This window comes from Sphingomonas faeni (assembly GCF_040407565.1).
Taxonomy (GTDB): Bacteria; Pseudomonadota; Alphaproteobacteria; order Sphingomonadales; family Sphingomonadaceae; genus Sphingomonas; species Sphingomonas faeni_F.
The window spans coordinates 1-16,906 of sequence record NZ_JAPZPR010000011.1; the positions used below are offsets into that span (position 1 = coordinate 1).

18 protein-coding genes are annotated in these 16,906 nt (G+C 63.8%); 3 read left to right on the forward strand and 15 right to left on the reverse strand.

The features are described 5' to 3' along the window. Positions 1-591: 591 nt before the first annotated feature. The 13 genes from O6Y00_RS18990 to rpsB all read right to left on the reverse strand — a co-directional run bounded on the left by O6Y00_RS18990 (position 592) and on the right by rpsB (position 12,801). Positions 592-909: a PilZ domain-containing protein gene (locus tag O6Y00_RS18990; RefSeq protein WP_353444130.1), complete on the reverse strand. Its 318-nt coding sequence runs from the start codon at positions 907-909 to the stop codon at positions 592-594. A 108-nt stretch (positions 910-1,017) separates the two neighbouring features. Then, complete coding sequence (gene rpmE, locus O6Y00_RS18995; RefSeq protein ID WP_055880673.1) at positions 1,018-1,248, reverse strand: 50S ribosomal protein L31; 231 nt, start codon at positions 1,246-1,248, stop codon at positions 1,018-1,020. Between the two features lie 105 nt (positions 1,249-1,353). Beyond that, on the reverse strand, positions 1,354-1,803 hold the full coding sequence (gene fabZ, locus O6Y00_RS19000) for a 3-hydroxyacyl-ACP dehydratase FabZ (RefSeq protein ID WP_107963316.1): 450 nt from the start codon (positions 1,801-1,803) through the stop codon (positions 1,354-1,356). Between the two features lie 60 nt (positions 1,804-1,863). Beyond that, positions 1,864-2,526 carry an OmpH family outer membrane protein gene (locus O6Y00_RS19005; protein WP_353444132.1) on the reverse strand — a complete coding sequence of 221 codons (663 nt, stop codon included), beginning with the start codon at positions 2,524-2,526 and terminating at the stop codon, positions 1,864-1,866. Continuing rightward, positions 2,526-5,309, reverse strand: coding sequence for an outer membrane protein assembly factor BamA (gene bamA, locus O6Y00_RS19010; protein WP_353444215.1), 2,784 nt, complete (start codon positions 5,307-5,309; stop codon positions 2,526-2,528). Before bamA ends, O6Y00_RS19005 begins: the two co-directional genes overlap by 1 nt. A 53-nt stretch (positions 5,310-5,362) precedes the next feature. Continuing rightward, positions 5,363-6,496, reverse strand: coding sequence for an RIP metalloprotease RseP (rseP, locus tag O6Y00_RS19015; protein ID WP_353444133.1), 1,134 nt, complete (start codon positions 6,494-6,496; stop codon positions 5,363-5,365). Then, positions 6,493-7,650, reverse strand: coding sequence for a 1-deoxy-D-xylulose-5-phosphate reductoisomerase (locus O6Y00_RS19020; protein WP_353444134.1), 1,158 nt, complete (start codon positions 7,648-7,650; stop codon positions 6,493-6,495). Before O6Y00_RS19020 ends, rseP begins: the two co-directional genes overlap by 4 nt. Then, positions 7,647-8,402 carry a phosphatidate cytidylyltransferase gene (locus O6Y00_RS19025; protein ID WP_353444216.1) on the reverse strand — a complete coding sequence of 252 codons (756 nt, stop codon included), beginning with the start codon at positions 8,400-8,402 and terminating at the stop codon, positions 7,647-7,649. Before O6Y00_RS19025 ends, O6Y00_RS19020 begins: the two co-directional genes overlap by 4 nt. A gap of 65 nt (positions 8,403-8,467) precedes the next feature. Next, positions 8,468-9,187, reverse strand: a complete 720-nt coding sequence (locus O6Y00_RS19030) for an isoprenyl transferase (protein WP_353444135.1) — start codon at positions 9,185-9,187, stop codon at positions 8,468-8,470. Between the two features lie 41 nt (positions 9,188-9,228). Next, positions 9,229-9,786, reverse strand: a complete 558-nt coding sequence (frr, locus tag O6Y00_RS19035) for a ribosome recycling factor (RefSeq protein ID WP_353444136.1) — start codon at positions 9,784-9,786, stop codon at positions 9,229-9,231. 1 nt (position 9,787) lies between these two features. Further along, a complete protein-coding gene (pyrH, locus tag O6Y00_RS19040) occupies positions 9,788-10,516 on the reverse strand; it encodes a UMP kinase (RefSeq protein ID WP_107954783.1) in 729 nt (242 codons plus the stop codon). Between the two features lie 411 nt (positions 10,517-10,927). After that, positions 10,928-11,860, reverse strand: a complete 933-nt coding sequence (gene tsf, locus O6Y00_RS19045; RefSeq protein ID WP_353444137.1) for a translation elongation factor Ts — start codon at positions 11,858-11,860, stop codon at positions 10,928-10,930. Positions 11,861-11,949: 89 nt separating this feature from the next. Continuing rightward, a complete protein-coding gene (rpsB, locus tag O6Y00_RS19050; RefSeq protein WP_056066002.1) occupies positions 11,950-12,801 on the reverse strand; it encodes a 30S ribosomal protein S2 in 852 nt (283 codons plus the stop codon). 325 nt (positions 12,802-13,126) lie between these two features. Here rpsB and O6Y00_RS19055 point away from each other — a divergent pair, with 325 nt between their 5' ends. Then, positions 13,127-13,360 carry a hypothetical protein gene (locus tag O6Y00_RS19055; protein ID WP_056489532.1) on the forward strand — a complete coding sequence of 78 codons (234 nt, stop codon included), beginning with the start codon at positions 13,127-13,129 and terminating at the stop codon, positions 13,358-13,360. Here the strand turns inward: O6Y00_RS19055 and O6Y00_RS19060 are convergent. Together O6Y00_RS19060 and O6Y00_RS19065 are read right to left on the reverse strand one after the other, a co-directional pair. After that, the gene (locus O6Y00_RS19060; RefSeq protein ID WP_231420937.1) at positions 13,299-14,117 is read right to left on the reverse strand and encodes a CDP-alcohol phosphatidyltransferase family protein; all 819 of its coding nucleotides are present in this window, start codon (positions 14,115-14,117) and stop codon (positions 13,299-13,301) included. The two genes, O6Y00_RS19055 and O6Y00_RS19060, sit on opposite strands and share 62 nt — an antisense overlap. 29 nt (positions 14,118-14,146) lie before the next feature. Further along, positions 14,147-14,875, reverse strand: coding sequence for a phosphatidylserine decarboxylase (locus O6Y00_RS19065; protein WP_056489534.1), 729 nt, complete (start codon positions 14,873-14,875; stop codon positions 14,147-14,149). 132 nt (positions 14,876-15,007) lie between these two features. On the opposite strand from O6Y00_RS19065, the gene O6Y00_RS19070 reads away from it, so the two are divergent. After that, positions 15,008-16,228: an NADP-dependent isocitrate dehydrogenase gene (locus O6Y00_RS19070; RefSeq protein WP_187505036.1), complete on the forward strand. Its 1,221-nt coding sequence runs from the start codon at positions 15,008-15,010 to the stop codon at positions 16,226-16,228. A 71-nt stretch (positions 16,229-16,299) separates the two neighbouring features. Further along, positions 16,300-16,890 (forward strand): TIGR02594 family protein, encoded by a 591-nt coding sequence (locus O6Y00_RS19075; RefSeq protein ID WP_353444138.1) that lies wholly within the window; start codon positions 16,300-16,302, stop codon positions 16,888-16,890. Positions 16,891-16,906 lie beyond the last annotated feature (16 nt).

Consider the following 16,906-nt stretch of genomic DNA (forward strand, 5'->3'; position numbering starts at 1 on the left):
ATGCCGCCAGCGTTCATTCTGAGCCATGATCAAACTCTCAAGTTTATGTCACCAGCCAATCGCAGTGGAATTCCACGATCAACCAGCTCATCTCAAGGAGCCGCTCTGCACAATATCATTCAGACGATCGCAACAGTCCGAAAACCGTAACAACCGTCGATTACATATGGAATATGTGAAGGACATATGAGAACGACTTAGCTTTAAACGATACCCCGAACCCTTGAGGAGCCCGAGAACCGCAAGCCGCCGCCCACATGTCCCTTCATCTTAACCTACAATGTCAAAGAGCCGACAAAAATACCGACACTCGCATAACCTCCCTCTCGAGAAGCTTGGAGCATCTGGTTTTTTGCGACCGCAGCAACCAGACCGTGTGGCCGTTCGCTGCGGTGACACCCCTCTAGGGCCACCTCGCAGAACCGTCAAACACTATTTTACAGTTTTTGGTCGGTTTTAGGTTTTTGGCCTGATTGCCACTCCTGCGGGGGCGGGAGCAGCCCTGCTTGTCCGACACCACCCTGTCATCGCCATCGTCACCGCCGCTCTTGGTCGTTCGAACGCTAAAACGGCGCTGTTCCCGTCGCCGGGTCAGGTGACGGCGTCTTCCCCGACCAGGGCTTCGAACATGTCGATCGGGAGCGGCGTCCGGAACTGGCAGCCGGCGGTATAGTCGTCCGCCCACATCACGTCGGCGACGACCTGCCCGATCCGGGGAAGATTGAGCCAGATGCTCGTACCCCGCTTGAGCGCCGAATAAGTCTGGAGACGAGCGCCGTTGACGGAAATGTCGACGACCTTGCATAATGTGCGTCGTGTCTTGCCGATGCTGATATCGAGCGAAACCGGGGCGCGCGGCGCACGGCGCCGGCTGTCGCGTTCTGCGGGTTCGAAGTCGGCGGCGAACATGGATTCCTCGTCCTTGCGAGTCCAAATCTAGCCGCGGGTAGCTAACGACGTCTTAATAAGAGCCCCCGGAACGAGTTAAATCAAACTCATTCCGGGGGTTACTCGAAATTACTTGCGGAGCGTGAGACCGCCACCGAAACGCTTGTTGAAGCGCGCGACCTGGCCGCCGGTGTCGAGCATCGTGCCGCGGCCGCCGGTCCATGCCGGATGCGCGAGCGGATCGATCTCGAGCGTCATCACGTCGCCTTCCTTACCCCAGGTGGTGCGAGTCTGATACTTGCTGCCATCGGTCATCTGGACGGTGATCATGTGGTAATCGGGGTGCGTGTCGGCCTTCATGGGTATTCTCCGGTAGGTGGCTGGTTCCGACCAGCCTGGAAAAGGAAGGCGCGACCGTACACGGACGCGCCCGAATTTACAACAATGCGGGGCTAAAGCCTCGCATCAGGCTTTCGGCGGGTCGGCAATCATCGCCGTGAAGTTCGCCTCGGCGACCAGTTGCCCATCGACCAACGCGCGGCCGGCAAACTTGCACACCGAACTACGCTTCTGAACGAAGGTGACTTCGAGCTTGAGCAACACGCCCGGCTCGACCGGCTTGCGGAACTTGGCCCCGTCGATCGCCATGAAATAGACGAGCTTGCCCGACCCTGCGAGACCCAGCGACTCGACCGCGAGGATCCCCGCAGCCTGCGCCATCGCCTCGACGATCAGCACGCCCGGCATGATCGGTCGTCCAGGAAAATGCCCCTGGAAGAACTGCTCGTTCATCGACACCGCCTTGATCGCGGTGATCGACGTGTCGAGGATCAGATCCTCGACACGATCGACCAGCAGCAACGGATAGCGATGCGGCAGCGCGGCCATGACGCGCCCGATATCGAGCGGCCCCAGGCCCGTCTTGGCAGAGCCGCTCTTCGCAGTTTCGGTCGCCGTATCGGTCACGATCGGACCTTAACGACCCTGCGGGGTACGCGTAGCGGCAGGCGCACGACCGGTGGGAGCCGGAGCGGCACCCTGCTGCTGGCCGCCCTGCTGGTTCGGCTGCCAGTTTGCCGGCACTGCGGTGCTGACCGACGGCACGAGACGATCGAGTTCGGTCGTGATCGCAGGCGTGATGTCAGCGGTCGGCTGCGCGAACAGAGCGGCTTCGGGACGCAGCAACAGGCTGACATTCTTGGCGCGAACCGCGGCCGTCACGGCGTCGCTGAGCTTCGCCTGGATCTGCTCGATCGCGTATTGCTGCGCGCGCTGTGCAGGCTGAGTCAGGCGCGCGAGCTCCTGATTGGCCGCGGTCTCGCGTGCCTGGATCGCCTGAGCCTGCGGACGCAGCGTCGCTTCGCTGGCGCCGGGCGCGCGCTGCGCGGTCTGGAAGGCCGTCACGAGTGGCTGGAGTTCGCGGGCAACGGCCTGACGGCGCGTCTCGGCCTGGTCGAGCTGCGCCTTGTAGGTCGTCTCGATCTGGGCGCGCGCGGCGTTCCAGGCCTTCGAGTTGGCGATCGCGCCCTGTGCGTCGGCGACGGCGATGCCCGAAACCTGCGCATCGGCGGCGGTCGCGGTCATGGCAGCCGGCGCGACGAGCGCGGCAGCGAGGAGAAGCGTCTTGAACGTCGTCATCAGAACTGTGTCCCTACGTTGAAAGTAATGAGTTTGGGGTCGTCGCCAGGCTGCGAGAGCAGCGCCTTGGCAAGATCGATACGAAGTGGGCCGAACGGCGAGTTCCAGTTCACGCCGATACCGATCGATACGCGTGGCTTGGCAGAATTGCCGAGGAACTGCTCGAAATACGGACCATAGCTCCGGGTCTGCGCCGTATTGACCGTAGTGCCTATGCACGTACCGCCCGCCGTCGCCGAGTATCCCACCGCGCAGGTTGTTCCCAAGCCTGCGTTGGTCGCGTCAGCGGCCGGCACGACATAGAGCAACTGTCCGGCAGAGTTCGTGATCTGTGTCAGTTTCGGCTGGAGCGTCTTGTTGCCATTCACGTCGACGGAAAACGGATAATCGTCGTTCTCGTTGGTCAGGAGCGGCCGCGTGATATTGAACAGCGAACCCGCCTGCACGTAGATCGACGGCCGCAGGCCGAGTTCGCGCGCGCCGGAGCCGAGCGGAATTTCCAGCTCGATGCGGCCGAGATAATAGGCGTTGCCGCCAAGCGCGTCGTCGATGACCTGGTTGCGATCGGTGACCAGCACCTGCTTACCCGTCGTCGCGTCGGTGGTGTACGGGCTGCGAAGCACGCGTGGCCCGACGCCGCGGATGTCGAAGCCGCGGAACTGCGGTTCGCCGAGGTAGAAACGATCGGTGATGCGGACGCGGTCGACGCCAGCACCGCGGCTGCCCTCGAGCGAGCGGATGTATCCACCCTCACCCAGCGCCGACAGAATGAAGCCGCTGCCCGCGTTCCAGTATTTCGCGCCTTCCGCACGGGTGCGGATGTATTTCACATCGCCACCCAGACCGGCAAAGTCCTGGCTGAACGAGAATCGCGAACCAGCGGTGGGACGCAGGCGGCTGTTGAGCGTGTCGCGGATCAGCGAATAGCCGATCGACGACGTCCAGCGATTGCCGATCGCCTCGCAGAGATAGCGGCCGGCCAGCTGGATATCGCACCTGCCATTCGTGAAATAGGTCGACTGGTCCAATCCTACCTCGTCGTAGGAAAGACCGTAGCGCGCCGACAGCGACCAGAATTCGGTCAACGGCACACCGGCACGGAGCTGGAACCCGGTCGACACCTGCGAATAGGTCGTCTGACGCTGGTTGTTCTGGTAGTTGAACGAATTATAGTCGCGACGGAAGATGTCGCCGCCGACCGCGATGTTCTTGTCGAACAGATACGGCTCGGTGAAGCCCAGCTCGATCGACTTCGAATAGCTCGAATAATTGACGCCGGCGCGCAGTTCCTGGCCCTTGCCGCGGAAGTTGCGCTGCGTGATGTTCGCCTGGACGATGAAGCGCTCAAGGCTCGAATAGCCGGCCGACAGCTGAAGCTCGCCGGTCGACTTCTCTTCAAGATTGGTCTCGAGGATAACGCGATCGGGTGCCGATCCGGGCAGCTGCTTGATCTCCATCTTGTCCTGGAAATAGCCCAGCGAGTTGATGCGATCCTGCGAGCGCTTCACCTGGAAGCTGTTGAACGCGTCGCCCTCGGCCAGACGGATCTCGCGACGAACGACCTTGTCCTGCGTCTGCGTATTGCCGTTGATCTCGATCCGCTCGACATAGCTGCGCTTGGCTTCGGCAATATTGAGGTTGACGCCCATCGTCAGCGCCTCGGCGTCCTTCTGGTATTCGGGGTTCACCTCGGTGAACGCGTACCCGAACAGGCCCGCCGTCTGGCTAAGATTGTCGATCGCATCCTCGACCAACTTGGCGTTGTACCAGTCGCCCTTCTTGATCGGCAGCGACGCGGCCAGCTTGGTGTTGTCGAAGTCGCGGATCTGGCTGTCGACGGTGACGTCGCCGAACTTGTAGCGCTTACCCTCCTCCACCACGTACGTGATGATGAAGTCCTTCCTGTCCGGCGTCAGCTCGGCGATTGCCGACGTCACACGGAAGTCTGCATACCCCTGCGTCAGGTAAAACTGACGAAGCTTCTGCTGATCGTAGGACAGACGATCCTGATCGTAGCTGGTGGCGGACGACAGCAGGCGGCTCAATCGCGCCTGCTTGGTGGCCATCTGCGCACGGATCTGGCCGTCGGAGAAAACCTCGTTACCCAGAATGTTGATCTGGCGAACCTTCGACTTCGGCCCCTCACTGACCTCGAAGACCACATCGACGCGGTTCTGGTCGAGGTTGACCATCTTCGGATCGACCACCGCGGCGAACCGGCCCTGGCGGCGATAGAGCTCCAGTATCCGGCCAATATCCTGCCGGACCGCGGTGCGCGTGAAGATCTGGCGCGGCGCGAGCTTGATCTCCTTGGTGATCTTGTCGGTCTTGAGCGCCTTGTTGCCCTCGATGATCACGCGGTTGATGATCGGATTCTCGCGCACGCGGAGAACGATGTTGCCGTCCTCGACACCGGCGATCGAATAGTCCGCGAACAGGTCGCTGGCCTGCAGGTCCTTCAGCGCCTGATCGAGCGTCTCCGCGGTATACGGAATGCCGACGCGGAGCTTGGTGTAGCTCAGCACCGTCTCGGGCTCGATTCGCTGCGATCCCTCGACCCGCAAAGTCTTTATCGTCCGGACGGATACCGGCGCGCCCACGGGCGTTACTACCGGCGGAGCGACTTTCGCAGCACTCGTCCGCGTCGCCGTTCCGGCAGGCGCAGCAGAGGGCGAGGCGGCGGGTGCCGTCTGCGCGAAGGCGGGAACGCCCGACAGGATCGTTCCTGCAAGCAGCAGGGCGCCCTTACGCGCGAAATCGTAACCGTTGATCGCTGTCACCAAACCCACCTTAAAAACGTGCACATACAAGGCGCGCCCGCCCTGCCCTATCGTCGTCAGCCGATCAAGCCGGCCAAGTTCTTCCAAAGCCCGAAATTGCCGAGATCGTTGAAGGTCACGAGCAACATAAGCGCGAGAATCGCCGCAAGACCGCCACGAAACGCCCATTCCTGAACCTGCGGCTCGACCGGGCGCCTACGCACCGCTTCGATCGCATAGAAGAACAAATGGCCTCCATCGAGCATCGGCACTGGCAGCAGGTTGATGAACCCCAGATTGATCGACACCAGCGCGATCAGGAAGACATAGGCGTCGAGGCCTAGCGACATCTGCTCGCCCGAGACCTTGGCGATGCTGAGCGGCCCGCCGAGCTCCTTGACCGAACGACGCCCGGTGATGACCTGCCCGAGCGTCTCGACCATCATCGAGACGATCTCGCCGGTTCGCTTTACCGCGATGACCGGCGCCTCGACCAAGCTGACGGGAACGATGATCGGCTTGCTGCCGGCGATGCCGAGGCGACCGATTCGATATTCGTTGCCGAACCGGTCGCGCTGGAGTTCGGTACCGATGACGATGTCGCGCGACAGCGTGCGGTCGCCGCGCACCGCGTCGATCCGGGTCTGCTCGCCGGCACGGATGCGGGCATAGCGTGCCATGTCGTCGAACGTCTCGACCGAACGGCCGCCGATGCCGGTGATCCGGTCACCCGCCTGGAGGCCGGCCGCCGCCGCCGCACTACCGGGAACGGTGCCGCCGACAATCGGCGGCATGCGGATATCGCCGTACGCGAACGCAAAGCCCGCGAGGATCAGGATTGCGACGACAAAATTGACGACCGGGCCGGCGGCGACGACGATCGCGCGCTGCCAGACCGGCTTCGACTGAAAGGTGCGCTGGCGCTCTTCGGCGGGCAGAGACAACCACTCGGCCGAGGGCTGGCTGGCCGGGTTCATGTCGCCGGCGAACTTGACGTAACCGCCGAGCGGGAGCCAACCGAACTTCCACCGCGTGCCGCGCTTGTCGGTAAAGCCCGCGATCTCGTGGCCGAAGCCGATCGCGAAGGCATCCGCCTTGATCCCGAAAAAGCGTCCAGCGAGGTAATGTCCCATCTCGTGTACGAACACGAGGGGGCCGATCACCGCGGCGAACGACAATATGGTCAGCAGGACACCGGGCGTTTCGATCAAACCGCGTAATCCTTCACACGCTGGCCCGCCAAGATCCGCGCCCTGGCGTCGATCGCCAGCACGGCATCGACGCTGTCCGGCGCGGCCGGGTCATAACACGATAACGTATGTTCGACGATTGCGGCAATTTCGAGGAAGCCGATCCGGCGCTGCAGGAAGGCCTCGACCGCTACCTCGTTGGCGGCGTTGAGAATTGCGGGTCGTGCGCCACCTGCGTCGAGCGCCTCGCGGGCCAAACGCAGCGCGGGGAAGCGAACCGGATCGGGTGCCTCGAAGTCGAGTCGGCCGATCGCGACGAGGTCGAGGGGTGCCATCGGCGTCGCCATCCGGTCCGGCCACGCGAGCGTATGCGCGATCGGCGTCCGCATGTCGGGAGGCCCCAGCTGCGCCAGCACCGACCCGTCGACATGATCGACCAGGCTGTGGATCACCGATTGCGGGTGGATGACGATCTCGATCCGGTCGTGCGCAATCGGGAACAGCCGCGCGGCCTCGATCAGTTCGAGGCCCTTGTTCATGCAGGTCGCCGAATCGACCGAAATCTTCGCACCCATCGACCAGTTCGGATGCTTGACCGCCTGTTCGAGCGTGACGCCGCGCATCTGCTCGGTCGTCCAGTCGCGGAACGGTCCGCCACTGCACGTCAGGATGATCCGGCGCACGCGTTCGGGGCGAGTCGCGTCGAAGCACTGGAAAATCGCGTTGTGCTCGGAATCGGCGGGCAACAGCGTCGCACCGGTCCGCGTGGCCGCGGCGAGGATGACGTCGCCGGCGGAGACCAGCGGCTCCTTGTTGGCGATCACGACGGTGCCGCCCTGCTCGATCGCCGCCATCACCGGCTTCAATCCCGCGCAACCGACGATCGCGCCCATCGTCCAGTCCGCGCCCGACGATGCGGCCTCGGCAATCGCCTCGGCACCCCCGCCCGCCCGGATACCCGTACCGTCGAGCGCCTCGCGAAGTTCGGGGAGACACCCCTCATCGGCAACGACGGCAAACTCGGCCTTGGTCCGTATTGCGGCCGCCGCGAGCTTCGCCACATCACAGTTCGCCGTCAGCGCGACGACACGAAACCGGTCGGGTTCCCGCTCGATCAGGTCGAGCGTCGAGGTGCCGACCGAACCGGTCGCGCCCAGGATCGTGACGCTCTTCATGCGTAGAAATGCGGTAGCAGGACGAGGAAGGCCGCGACCGGCGCGACCGGGACCAGCCCGTCGAGGCGATCCATCACGCCGCCATGGCCGGGCAGGATATTGCCGCTGTCCTTCACGCCCGCCACTCTCTTCAACCAGCTCTCGTAGAGATCGCCCATCTGCGCGAGCACGGCGAGCACCGGGGTCGCCAGCGTCATCCGCATCGGCAGGCCGTATTGCATATGCAGCACCGCCGCGACCGCACCCGCGAGCACGACACCGCCGATGAGCCCCGACCATGTCTTGTTCGGACTGATAACCGGCGCAAGCTTGGGGCCGCCGAGCGTGCGCCCGGTGAAGAACGCGCCAATATCGCATGCCCACACCAGCGACAGCGCCCACAGCGTGAAGAGGATGCCCTCGTCCTGCCGGCGGATGATCATCAGCGCGAACACGGGGAGACCACAATAGAGGATGCCCAGCGCCAGCTTGGGCTTGCGCGTCGTGATGACGACGAAGAAAGCCGCCCCCACGAGCAGGCCCAGCGTAAAGAAATCGTGGATCACGAGGATCAGCGACGCCGGCGCCATCAGTGCGAGCGGCACCGAGAGCGCGAACTGCGTCATCCGCTTGGTCTTCGCATCGACGCCCTGGAGCATCGACCATTCCGCCATCATGAACAGCGCGGCGACCACGCCGAGCACCCAGAACGCGATCCCGCCGAGCGTCAACGCAAGGCTCGCCACCACGATCATGCCGACGCTGGCGATCATTCGGAGCTGGAGATTGGACGGCGTGCGCAACGCCTGATCGGGCGCCTTTTCAGGGTCGGTAAGGCTCACAGACCACCGTAGCGGCGCTGACGCTGACCGAACGCGGCGACTGCGTCGGCGAGCGCGGCCGCGTCGAAGTCGGGCCAGAGCGTGTCGACGAACAGGAGCTCCGCGTACGCCGCCTGCCAGAGCAGGAAGTTCGACAGACGCTGTTCGCCCGAGGTCCGGATCATCAGGTCGAGAGGCGGCAGGTCATGCGTGTCGAGCTCGGCCTCAATCGTCGCCTCGTCGATGTTGGCAGGATCGATTGCACCGTCACGCGCTCGTTCCGCCAGTCGTCGTGCGGCAGTCACCAACTCGGCATGTGCACCGTAATTGAGTGCGATCGCGAGGATCGGGCCACTATTCCCTGCGGTCCGCGTGATGGCATCGTCGACCATCGCCACCAGATCAGGCGAAAAGCTGTGATAGTCGCCGATCACGCGCAGCCGGACGTTCTCGCGCGCGAGTTCGTCGAGATCGCTGCGGATGAAATGCCGCAGCAGACCCATCAGGTCGCTGACCTCCTCGGCCGGACGCCGCCAGTTCTCCGAAGAAAACGCGTACAACGTCAGCGCCTCGATCCCCATCGCCCGCGCCGCGCGCGTCACCTTGCGCACGGCCTCGACGCCGGCCTTGTGCCCGGCGAAGCGCGGCAGGAACCGCTTCTTCGCCCAGCGGCCATTGCCATCCATGATGATCGCGACATGACGCGGCACCGCCCCGCCTGCAGGAACGGCGCCCACAGGAACAGCAGCGAGCGGCGCGGCCGAGGAGGCCTGCAATCTCACTTGCCCAGGATTTCCTTTTCCTTGGCGGTCGCGGTCGCATCGAGTTCGGCGATGATGCCGTCGGTCAGCTTCTGCACTTCGGTCTCGTGACGCTTGCGCTCGTCCTCGCTGAACACGCCCTTCTTCTCGTCGACCTTGAGCGAATCCATCCCGTCGCGGCGGACGTTACGGACCGCGATGCGCGCCTTCTCGGCATACTGGCCGGCCAGCTTGGCGAGTTCCTTGCGGCGCTCCTCGGTCAGGTCGGGAATCGGCAGGCGCAGCGTCTGGCCGTCGACGATCGGGTTGAGCCCGAGGCCCGCCGAACGGATCGCCTTGTCGGTCGGGCCGACGTTCGACTTGTCCCAGACCTGCACCGACAGCATGCGCGGCTCGGGCGCCGACACGGTCGCGACCTGGTTCAGCGGCATCGACGAGCCGTACACCGTCACCATCACCGGATCGAGCAGCGCGGTCGACGCGCGGCCCGTGCGCAGGCCGGCGAGATCGCTCTTCAGCGCTTCGACGGCACCCGCCATGCGGCGTTCGAGGTCGGTCTTGTCGTATGCAGCCATCTTAAAGCTCCTGCTCGTTCTGGACGATCGTCGACACGCCATCACCCGCCAGGACCGCGGCGAGATTGCCGGGTTCACGGATGTTGAAGACGACGATCGGGATGTTGTTGTCGCGGCACAGCGCGATCGCGCTCGCGTCCATGACCTTGAGGTCGTCGGACAGCACGCGGCTGTACGTGACCGTTTCGTAGCGCACCGCGTCGGGGTGAGTCTTCGGGTCGGCGTTGTAGACGCCGTCGACCGAGGTGCCCTTGAACAGCGCGTCGCACTTCATCTCGGCAGCACGCAACGCGGCGCCCGAATCGGTGGTGAAATAAGGGCTGCCGACGCCGGCGGCGAAGATCACGACGCGACCCTTCTCCAGGTGACGCTCGGCGCGGCGGCGGATGAATGGCTCGCACACCGACGCCATCGGGATCGCCGACTGGACGCGCGTGTCGACGCCGATCTGCTCCAGCGCGTTCTGCACGGCCAGCGCGTTCATCACGGTCGCGAGCATGCCCATGTAATCGCCGGTCGCACGGTCCATGCCGCGTGCCGCCCCCGCCATGCCGCGGAAGATGTTGCCCCCGCCGACGACGATGCAGATCTCGTATCCCTTGGCCTTGATGTCCGCGATCTCCTGCGCGACCCGCGCGGTCACGGTCGGGTCAATCGATAGGCCGGACGGACCCATCAGGACTTCGCCCGACAGTTTCAGCAGGATACGTTTGTAGCGCGGAGGCGTCATAAATCTCGAATTGTGATTGGCGGGGCGGCGCGGACCTTAGGCGGCGAGGCCCGGGATGTGAAGCGCTGTGCGGCGCGTGCATCGAAACTGGGTGGAGATGAGACGGAAAATCGTCGTTCGCAGAAGCGCGCGTATCGGAGAATCACTGTCATTCCCGCGGAGGCGGGAACCCATATGGGCTGACGTCTCGGTAGACACCGGGTCCCGGAATGTATGGATCCCCGCCTGCGCGGGGATGACGGAGCAGCACCAAGGCTGCCCCGCTATCCTTCTCCCCTCGGGGAGAAGGTGGCCCGGCAGGGCCGGATGAGGGGGCGTGAGGTTCGAGACCGCACCACTCCCCTCACCCTTCCCCCCGCAAGCGCGGCGGGCCCCTTCCCTCTCCCCGGAGGGGCGAGGGAGGAAATCAGTTTACGCCTGTGGCACACCCGAAGCCGCAGCAACCTCGGCTGCGAAGTCGGACTGCTCCTTCTCGATGCCTTCGCCGAGCTGGAAGCGGACATAGTCCACCAGCTTGATCTCGGCGCCCGCATCCTTGCCGGCCTTGGCGACGACGTCGGAGATCTTGGTCTTGCCGTCCATTACGAACAGCTGGCTGACCAGAGCATGCTCCTTGCGGTACTTGGCGATGCCGCCCTCGACCATCTTGGCGATGATGTCGGCAGGCTTACCCGACTCGGCGGCCTTTTCGGTCGCGATCGCGCGCTCGCGCTCGATCTCGGACTCGTCGAGGTCCGCTTCGTTGAGCGCCTTCGGGAAGGCGGCTGCGATGTGCATCGCGAGCTGCTTGCCGAGCGTCTGGAGAACCTCGTCCGAAGCCTCCGACTCAAGTGCGACGAGAACGCCGATCTTGCCGAGGCCGGGTGCCGCCTGGTTGTGGATGTAGGGCACGACCGCACCCTTGCTGACTTCCAGCGTGCGCGAGCGGCGCAGCGACTGGTTCTCGCCGATCGTCGCGACGTTGTTCGTCAGGACTTCCTCGACGGTCTTGCCCGACGGCATCGCCTGCGACTTCAGCGCCTCGATGTCGCCACCCGTTGCGAGCGCGATCTGCGTGACGTCACGGACGAACGACTGGAACTGGTCGTTCTTGGCAACGAAATCGGTCTCCGAGTTGACTTCGACCGCTGCACCCTTGGTGCCCGAGACGGCAACGCCGACCAGGCCCTCGGCCGCGGTACGGCTGGACTTCTTGGCGGCGGCTGCGAGCCCCTTGGTGCGCAGCCAATCCATTGCCTGCTCCATGTCGCCGGCGTTCTCGCTCAGCGCCTTCTTGCAATCCATCATGCCCGCGCCGCTCTTCTCGCGCAGATCCTTGACCATCGCTGCCGTGATATCGGCCATGTCTCTAATCCTTTTTAGGTCTGAATATGGTTGCGGGCGAGGCAGAGCTTTCGCCCTACCCCGCCCGCATGACGGTTCGGCGACGACGCTTATGCGTCGATCTGGCGCTCACCCTCGGCTGCGAATTCTGCAGCGGTATCGGCATTCGCGGTTGCCTGCGCCGTGTCGGCCGTAGCTTCGACGGTCGGCTCTGCGATGGCCTCTTCCTTCGGCGGCTCGATCATCGCGCCGATGTCGGCACCGGTGCGGCGCTGCTGCTCCTGGCCGCCGCGCGTCGCTGCGATCGCGATCGCCTCGCAGTACAGGCGGATGGCGCGGGCTGCGTCGTCGTTCGCGGGAACCGGGAAGGCGATGCCGTCCGGCGACACGTTCGAATCGAGGATCGCGACGACGGGAATACCCAGCGTGTTCGCTTCCTTGATCGCCAGCTCTTCCTTGTTCGCGTCGATCACGAACATCACGTCGGGAATGCCGCCCATGTCGCGGATGCCGCCGAGCGAAAGCTCGAGCTTGTCCTTCTCGCGGGTGAGCTGAAGGACTTCCTTCTTGGTCAGGCCGACGGTGTCGCCCGACAGCATTTCCTCGAGCGTCTTGAGACGCTTGATCGAACCCGAGATGGTCTTCCAGTTGGTGAGCATGCCGCCCAGCCAGCGATGGTTGACGAAGTGCTGGCCCGAACGACGCGCTGCGTCCGCGACGGGCTCCTGCGCCTGGCGCTTGGTGCCCACGAACAGCACCTTGCCACCACCGGCAACCGCCGACGAGACGAATTCGAGCGCGCGCGCGAACAGCGGCACGGTCTGCGAAAGGTCGAGGATGTGGACGCCGTTACGATCACCGAAGATGTAAGGCTTCATCTTAGGGTTCCACCGATGAGTCTGGTGGCCGAAATGCGCGCCCGTTTCGATGAGCTGCTGCATGGAGACGACTGGAGCCGCCATAGGGATATATCCTTCCGGTTGTGCCTCTGGGAAGCGGATGACGTCGTGGCCGAATGACCGTGACGCACCGGGCTATGATGCCTCCCATGCGGGGTTAGAGGCGCGGCCCTTAACCGGGCGCTCGTAGAAAAGCAATCCTCAACGGACCGCTTGACTCATGGAACGCAATGAGAACATAAAGGGCTCAGAGGGGAACAGATGTTCGACTCGGCGCGGAATCACCCCGGCAGGACGGGATTCGAAATGCGACGAGTGGAACGATGTTTCTGACCAAGTGTTTGCGGATATTAGGATTTTGTTCGCAACTCATAGGAAGGCGGACGTGATGTTGGTTCTGAGCTTCATGGTTTTTGCTGGTGCATTCGCGGTCGCGGGCATGATGATCGTCTCGTCGATCGCGCCGCAGTGGGACCGTATCGTCCGCCTCGCGATGGGCAACGTCGAACCCGCGTTCCAGCCACTCCGCACGCTGGCCGTTGCGGAGCGCCGGATTGCGGTCAGGCGCTGGGCTTCGACGTCGGCTCCGGTGCCCGCCCGCCGCTGGAACGCTGCCGCCTAATCTTGGCGTAACTCGCGATGCTGAACGGCATCGAGAGCAGGTATAGCACGCAGATGATGCTGAGCGTATGCCACGGCGCGCTCACGATCGCGGCGCCGAGTAGTACGACGAGGGCAATCGCTTCGAACCGGATGTTGCTGCGGAGTTTGACCGAACTCCAGGAATAGGTTGCGATACTCGACACCATTAATAGCGCGACGAACGCGACCCAGGGCGCGACGAAATACGGCGACGCGAACTTGGGCTCGTCGGTCCAGAACCAGAAGAACATCGGCATCAGTGCCAAACCGGCGCCTGCGGGAGCGGGGACGCCGGTTAGGAAACCCGCGGATTTGTGCGGCTGGTGGCTCTCGTCGATCTTGGCGTTGAAACGTGCGAGACGCAGCGCGCAGAACACGGCCAGGATCAACGAGCAGATCCAGCCGACGCGCGGCAAGGCCGTCAATGACCAGAGATAGACGATCAGCGCAGGCGCGACGCCGAACGAGATCGCGTCGGACAGCGAATCGAGCTCGGCACCGAACCGGCTTTCGCCGTGCAGCATCCGGGCGATCCGACCATCGAGGCCGTCGAGCACGCCCGCGACCATGATCATCGCGACGGCGCTTTCCCATTGTCCACCGATCGCGAACCGCACGCCGCTTAGGCCTGAGCACAGGGCTAGCGCAGTAACAGCGTTAGGGGCAACGGCGCGCAATGGGAGCCCGCGCGGTGCCCGACGCGTGCGACCGAACCGCCCCCGGCCTCGCTCTTCGATCGAGTCGTCGTCGATCCCGTCGCGATCAATCACTGGGCGATACCACCCACCGGAACACCACCGACGCGACCGAGCACGGTCTCGCCCGCGATACTACGCTGGCCAAGACATACCTGAGGGACGACGTGATCGGGCAGGTACACGTCGACTCGGCTACCGAACCGGATCAGACCGATGCGCTGCCCGACCGCGACCATGTCACCGGCCTTCACGAAGCCGAGGATACGACGCGCGACCAGGCCGGCGATCTGCGTGAAGCCGATCCGCATGCCGTTGCGGTCCTCGACCACGAAATGCTGGCGCTCGTTTTCGTCGCTCGCCTTGTCGAGGTCCGCGTTGAGGAACTTGCCCGAGATATAGACCACTTGGCGGATCGTACCGGCGATCGGCGTGCGATTGATATGCACGTCGAACACCGACATGAAGATCGACACGCGCACCAGCGGCGCATCGCCGAGACCGTTCTCGCCGGCGAGCTCGCGCGGGATCGGCACGCGCTGGATCATCGTGATCAGGCCGTCGGCAGGGGCGACGATCAACCCTTCGCCCTGAGGGGTCGTGCGGATCGGATCGCGGAAGAACGTCGCGACCCAGATCACGACGCCGACCATCGGCCAGAACAGCACGTGGCTGACGATCGTCAGCAGCAGCGTGATGCCGGTCGCGATCGCGACGTATTTGTGGCCCTCCGGATGGACTGCGGGAAATCGCCATTTGACCGTGGAGGTCGTGACGGGCGGCTTGTCGAGCGATGCCATAACCTGCGGGTCTATCCGTGCACGACGCGCGATACAACGATGAACCGGCTTTTCCTTACAGGACCATATGGTTGATCGTGGCGGCTGGCTCCCCTAGACGCTCCCCAAACCCCTCCCCCGAAGGACGCGCACATGGCGAAGATCAAGGTAAAGAATCCGATCGTGGAGATCGACGGCGACGAAATGACCCGGATCATCTGGGAATGGATCCGTGAGCGCCTGATCAAGCCGTATCTCGACATCCAGCTCGATTACTACGACCTCGGCGTCGAGCATCGCGACGCGACCGACGACCAGGTCACGATCGACAGCGCGCTCGCCACGCAGAAGCACGGCGTCGCGGTGAAGTGCGCGACGATCACGCCCGACGAGCAGCGCGTGACCGAGTTCGGCCTGAAGAAGATGTGGAAGTCGCCGAACGGCACGATCCGCAACATCCTCGGCGGCACCATCTTCCGCGAGCCGATCGTGATCAAGAACGTCCCCCGCCTGATCCCGGGCTGGACGCACCCGATCGTCGTCGGCCGTCACGCATTCGGCGATCAGTACCGCGCGACCGACTATCTGGTTCCGGGTCCGGGCAAGCTGCGTCTCGTCTTCGAAGGCGACGACGGCACGGTCATCGACCGCGAGGTGTTCCAGTTCCCGTCGGCGGGCGTCGCGATGGCGATGTACAACCTCGACGATTCGATCCGCGATTTCGCCCGCGCCTCTATGCACTACGGCCTGAACCTGAAGTGGCCGGTGTACCTGTCGACCAAGAACACGATCCTCAAGGCCTATGACGGCCGCTTCAAGGACCTGTTCGCCGAGGTGTTCGAAGCGGAATTCAAGGACAAGTTCAAGGAAGCGGGCATCGTCTACGAGCATCGCCTGATCGACGACATGGTCGCATCGGCGCTGAAGTGGAACGGCGAGTTCGTCTGGGCCTGCAAGAACTATGACGGCGACGTCCAGTCGGACCAAGTCGCACAGGGCTTCGGGTCGCTCGGCCTGATGACCTCGATCCTGCTGACCCCGGACGGCAAGACCGTCGAGGCCGAGGCGGCGCACGGCACCGTCACGCGCCACTTCCGCATGCACGAGCAGGGCAAGGCAACCTCGACCAACCCGATCGCGTCGATCTTCGCATGGACCGGTGGCCTGAAGTATCGCGGCAAGTTCGACGATACGCCCGACGTCACGAAGTTCGCCGAGACGCTCGAACGCGTCTGCGTCCAGACGGTCGAGAACGGCCACATGACCAAGGATCTCGCGATCCTGATCGGCCCCGACCAGCCCTGGATGACGACCGAGCAGTTCTTCGAGCAGGTGCGCTCGAACCTCGAAGCAGAGATGGCCAACTGGGCCTGAACTACCCCCGTATCTGACCAGGTCTTGCTGGACTCCCGATACGACTGTGGCGATGCTGGACCCAGGGCGAGATGATCGCCCTGGGTTTTGCTTTGCGTTCGCTGTTTTCGGGGGACCATTTCATGCCGATCGACAAAAGCAACTATGCGTGGCTGGATAGCCTTGGCACGCTTCCCCGCATGATCGTCGAGGCGCGGGTGCTCGTCGGCACGCTGGAGACGCCGGGCTCCGCGAACAACGACGTCATCATGGGCTGGGCACGCGAGATCGGCGGACCGGTCAAAAACACATTTACCGCAGACGCGGTGCCCTGGTGCGGGCTGTTCATGGCGTTTGTCGCGCGAAAGGCTGGAAAGACACCCCCGGCCGAGCCGCTATGGGCGTTGAACTGGGGTAAATTCGGAGAGCCAGCCGGGCAACCGGTGCTGGGAGACGTCCTCACGTTCATCCGCCCCCATGGCGGGCATGTCGGATTATACGTCGGCGAGGATAGCGAAGCCTATCACGTGATCAGCGGCAACGTGTCCGACCAGGTCTGCTTCGCTCGAATTGAAAAGACGCGACTACGCGCGGCGCGGCGGCCTCCGTACATGACGCGGCCGCAGACTGCGAAGGCGTACGTGCTTGCTCAGAAAGGCGCGCTTTCCGCAAACGAGGGATGAGGCCCTTCTAACCCAC